A 4,683-nucleotide genomic window follows, 5' to 3' on the forward strand; every position below is an offset into this window, starting at 1 on the left:
TGCAAGGGAGGAAATGCAAGGTGAAAAAAATTCTTATGGCAACGGTGGCTGTCGCCGCCATGATGTCTGCGTTCCCAGCGAGCGCGCTGGAGCGCGGCGGGTCATTGACATTCGCACGCTACGACGATTCGACTTTGATCGACCCGATCTATGCCGATCGAAATCCCGATATTTGGATGGTCACAAATTTGTACGACACTTTGTTGCGTACAGAGGCGGACGGCAAAACTGTAACATCTGGCTTGGCGTCAAGCTACGCAGTGGCTGAGGACGGTTTGAGCGTTTCACTGACGCTTCGCGATGGCATCAAGTTTTCTGATGGCACGCCGATCGAAGGCAAAGACGTGGTGTTTTCACTGCAACGTGCAGCAAACCCAGACCTAAGCCCTTGGGCTGGTCTGTTGGCATCTGTTGATAGCGTGAGCGCTGAAGGAAACACGATCAACATCGCGCTAAAAAACTCCGATCCGACCATCGTTTTGATGTTGGCAACCTTTAATACGGCAATCGTTTCCGCCGATGCATTTGCAGCGGCAGAAGGTGAAACAGATCAGGACAAATCCAGCTCTCTCAGCATTGAAGGTTTTGTTGGTTCCGGCCCATTTGTAATGAAGTCTCATCAACGTGGCTCCATGATGCAGTTTGCCGCCAACCCACATTATTGGCGTGAAGGCGAAGATGGTAAGGCTTTGCCTTATATTGATGGCATCAACTTCCTCGTTATTCCTGACGATGCGACACGCATTCTGAAACTGCAGGCTGGCGAAGTCGATGCGGCTGAGTTCATCCCATTCGCTCGGGTTTCAGAAATGCAAGCAGATCCAAAAATCAATATGGAGCTGTTCCCCTCAACGCGCATTATTTATTCGCCAATTAATACCCGCCCTGAACGTGCTGATGGTAGTGCAAACCCATTGGCTAACGTGAAGCTGCGTCAGGCGCTCAACTTTGCCACCAACAAAGATGCATTGGTGCAATTGGTGTTGCATGGTGCGGGCAAGCCTGTGACCTCTGGTCTAATGGCGTCAACAACCCAGCTGGCAACTGACAATGGTCCGCTCTATCAATATGATTTGGACAAAGCAAAAGCGCTTATTGCCGAAGCTGGTGTTGCAGATGGAACCGAAATCACCCTAACGACATTGGCAGGTTCAGCCGATGATGGGATCATCCTTGCGGCGCTACAGCAAATGTGGTCCGACATTGGCATAAAGCTAAATGTTGCCCAAGTTGATGGCCCAACTCGCGGCGCAAAAAACCGCTCCGGCGATTTTGATATTCACACCTATGGTTGGGTGAATGACGTCAACGATCCTGCTCAGGTTGCTGGATGGCTTGGCTACAACCCAACCGCAAAAGCTGTTGGCACGGGTTGGGATAACGCCGAGTTCAATTCTCTTTATGAAGCGTCTAACACGGAGATGGACCCTGCAAAACGCGCAGAACAATACGCGCGTATGCAAGAGATCTACGCAGAAGCCGCGCCGTTGTTGTTTATGTATGAGACCCCATTTGCAGTCGCTCTTTCGCAGGACGTAAAGGGCTATGTGCAGACACCTCTGGGCAACAATGAGTTTGCGACAGCTTGGATTGATCGCTAAATTTTCCCCTCGACTAACCCTCATACGGGCGCTTCGGCGCCCGTATGAACTGGGACCGCCATGTCATCAATTTCCTATTTCATCTCTCGACTATTGCAGATTATCCCGACTTTCTTGATCGTGATGGTCATCATTTTCATGCTTGTGCGTGCCCTGCCGGGTGATCCAGCGATCGCCATGGCGGATGCAAAGGCCACTGCGGAGCAGCTTGAACAAATCCGCCAACGGCTTGGTTTGAATGAGCCGATCTGGGTGCAATTTGGACTATTCGTCAAAAATACCTTAACGGGCAATTTGGGTGACTCGATTTTGCTCAAAGCTCCGGTAACCGAAGTGATTTTTGAACGGTTGCCTGCATCGGGCTTTTTGGCACTTTATTCTGTTTTGTTTTCTTTGCTGATCGCGGGGCCATTGGCATTTGTTGCCGCACTAAACCGAAATGGCTGGATCGACATTACCATTCGATCCGCCTTTCAAATTGGACTTTCGACCCCCGTTTTTTATATCGGCCTAATCTTGCTCACCTTTTTAGCTGCGAAGATGCGTTGGTTCCCTGTGGGTGGATATGGCGCAACATTCTGGGAGCATATGCACCATTTGCTGCTGCCTGCTCTAACCGTTGCGCTCTATACCTCCGCCATAATCATGCGCAACTTGCGCTCCTCAGTCATTGAAGTGGTGGATGCAGAATATGTGCAGTTCGCGCGCGCCAAAGGGTTGCCCGAGCACATTATTTTGGGCCGCCATGTGTTGCGCAATGCGTTGATATCTACCGTTACTCTTTTGGGGCTTTCTATTGGCAACTTGATGAGTGGCACTCTGGTTACTGAAACGGTGTTTGCCGTACCCGGCGTTGGACGCCTGATGCTCGATGCCATTTTCGCGCGCGACTACCCGTTGATCCAAGGCCTTACGCTCACCTTTGCGGTGCTTGTTTCTATCATCTTTTTGCTCACCGATATGATTCAAGCCATGCTTGACCCAAGATTGCGGGTGTCATGATGCTTAAACGACTTTTGCCGCACAAAACTCAAATGCTTGTTTTGCTGCGCCCCGGCTTCTTGGTTGGACTTGCCATCCTTTTGGGCTCGCTAGCATTGGCGATTTTCCCCGCCGCATTCGCGCCGTTCGAACCCAATGCGTTCAATTATTCAGCGCTTAAACAGCCCCCCTCATTTGAACATTGGTTTGGCACCGACAATTTGGGGCGCGATACCCTTTCGCGCGTCATTTGGGCCTATTCTGTCAATATGCAAATGGCATTCGTTGCTACGATTTTTGCGCTGGTGATAGGCGTGACAGTGGGCGCGTTGGTTGGCTACTACGGTGGCATTGCCGACGCAATATTTGGCCGTTGTGTAGATGCAATCATTACCTTTCCGTTTTTGGTGCTGGTAATCGCGGTGGTCGCAGTGCTTGGCCCTGGCCTCACCAATATGTATATCGCCATAACGCTAGTGGGGTGGGTTTATTATGCCCGTCTCATGCGGGCTGAAATCATGGGGCAAATGGCCAATGATTACGCAGCCGCTGGCAAGGTTATGGGCTATTCTGATCGGCGGATCATTTTCCGCCACCTGCTGCCAAATGCCATCACCCCAGTAATCGTTTATTGGATGACCGACATGGCGTTGGCCATTTTGTTGGGCTCTTCGCTTGGCTATTTGGGGTTGGGCGCACAGCCACCTCAAGCCGAATGGGGTGTACTCATCGCCGAAGGGCGTAATTTCATAACAACCGCATGGTGGCTCAGCTTGATGCCAGGCATCGCTATCGTTCTGACCGGGCTAGGGTTTTCATTGGTCGGCGATGGGCTTGCAGACCTCATGCGGCCAAGGGGGTAGGAATGACCGAAACAAAGACAGATTTTGGCACCTGCCCCCGCCTTTTGGAGGTGAGCAATCTCTCAACCAGCTTTTCAGTCGGCACCAAACAGCTAAGAGCTGTCGATGATGTGAGTTTTCACGTCAACGAGGGTGAAGTCTTGGGTATTGTTGGCGAGAGCGGATCAGGAAAATCCATCACCTTGCGTTCAATCATTGGGTTGTCACGCCGTTACGGCCAGGTTTCAGGAGAGGTGAACTGGCAAGGGAACAATCTTGTTACAATGCCAGAGCGCGACTTACGAAAAATACGTGGCAAAGACATTGCGATGATTTTTCAAGAACCAATGTCGTCGCTCAATCCGTTGCTTACCGTTGGTTTGCAAATCGGTGAGAACCTGACAGAGCATACAGATTTGGATAAACGAGGACGCAAAAACCGCGCCGTCGAGCTGCTTGAAATGGTGGGTATTCCAGACGCTGTAAATCGGCTTAACGATTATCCGCACCAATTCTCAGGCGGTATGCGCCAACGGGTAATGATCGCTATCGCGTTGGCGTCCAATCCTAAACTTTTGCTGGCTGATGAACCAACCACCGCTCTTGACGTCACGATCCAAAAACAAATTCTGAAGTTGATCCTAGACCTTTCAAAAGACCTCGGCATGGCGGTGATTTTGGTGACCCATGATTTGGGTGTCGCGGCACAGACGTGTGACCGGCTGGCGGTAATGTATGGTGGTAAATTGGTTGAAACGGGCAATACCCGCGAGGTGCTGCGCGCACCGCAGCATCGTTACACCATGGGCTTGCTTAAATCAGTTCCCGAAAACATTGAGCCACGCACGCAACTCTATTCATTACCCGGCACGCCGCCAAGTCTTTTGAACTTGCCTTTAGGGTGCGCATTTGCCCCTCGATGTGCCCACGCGGTTGATGAGTGCTCACGCGCAAAACCCCCATTGGTCGGCGATGCACATCAAGTTGCCTGTTTTAACCCGGTCAATCAGGGCCAAACGCCTATAGGAGCGGCTTAAATGTCTACTTCCGTTCTTGCCACAGACAATCTGGTTTTGCACTTCAAGAAAAATCGCTCTTTGATTGATCTGCTTGCCGGCAAACCACCCCAGGCTGTTAAAGCGCTCAACGGCGTTTCCTTGGACCTCAAAAAGGGCGAAACGCTCGGCATCGTGGGGGAGAGTGGCTGCGGTAAATCAACGTTGGCCCGGGCCATTGCAGGGCTTTATAAGCCCCAATCT

General features: G+C 51.3%; 5 protein-coding genes. All 5 read left to right on the plus strand.

The features are described 5' to 3' along the window. The first annotated feature begins 20 nt into the window (after positions 1-20). Positions 21-1,601 (plus strand): ABC transporter substrate-binding protein, encoded by a 1,581-nt coding sequence (locus Q0231_RS13830; protein WP_269393077.1) that lies wholly within the window; start codon positions 21-23, stop codon positions 1,599-1,601. Between the two features lie 60 nt (positions 1,602-1,661). Then, positions 1,662-2,603 (plus strand): ABC transporter permease, encoded by a 942-nt coding sequence (locus Q0231_RS13835; RefSeq protein ID WP_269393076.1) that lies wholly within the window; start codon positions 1,662-1,664, stop codon positions 2,601-2,603. Further along, positions 2,600-3,445, plus strand: a complete 846-nt coding sequence (locus tag Q0231_RS13840) for an ABC transporter permease (RefSeq protein WP_299348247.1) — start codon at positions 2,600-2,602, stop codon at positions 3,443-3,445. Before Q0231_RS13835 ends, Q0231_RS13840 begins: the two co-directional genes overlap by 4 nt. Before the next feature lie 2 nt (positions 3,446-3,447). Next, positions 3,448-4,461, plus strand: coding sequence for an ABC transporter ATP-binding protein (locus Q0231_RS13845; RefSeq protein WP_299348250.1), 1,014 nt, complete (start codon positions 3,448-3,450; stop codon positions 4,459-4,461). Further along, a partial coding sequence (locus tag Q0231_RS13850; RefSeq protein ID WP_299348253.1) for an ATP-binding cassette domain-containing protein occupies positions 4,462-4,683 on the plus strand: 222 nt, incomplete at its 3' end. It lies immediately after the preceding gene.

The sequence above is a fragment of the uncultured Maritalea sp. genome, assembly GCF_937139385.1.
GTDB classification, from domain to species: Bacteria; Pseudomonadota; Alphaproteobacteria; order Rhizobiales; family Devosiaceae; genus Maritalea; species Maritalea porphyrae_A.

Bases quoted from the DNA above. Each gene is read 5' to 3' on its own strand.
- Q0231_RS13835 (WP_269393076.1), top strand. From the start codon at position 1,662: ATGTCATCAATTTCCTATTTCATCTCTCGACTATTGCAGATTATCCCG.
- Q0231_RS13840 (WP_299348247.1), top strand. From the start codon at position 2,600: ATGATGCTTAAACGACTTTTGCCGCACAAAACTCAAATGCTTGTTTTG.
- Q0231_RS13845 (WP_299348250.1), top strand. From the start codon at position 3,448: ATGACCGAAACAAAGACAGATTTTGGCACCTGCCCCCGCCTTTTGGAG.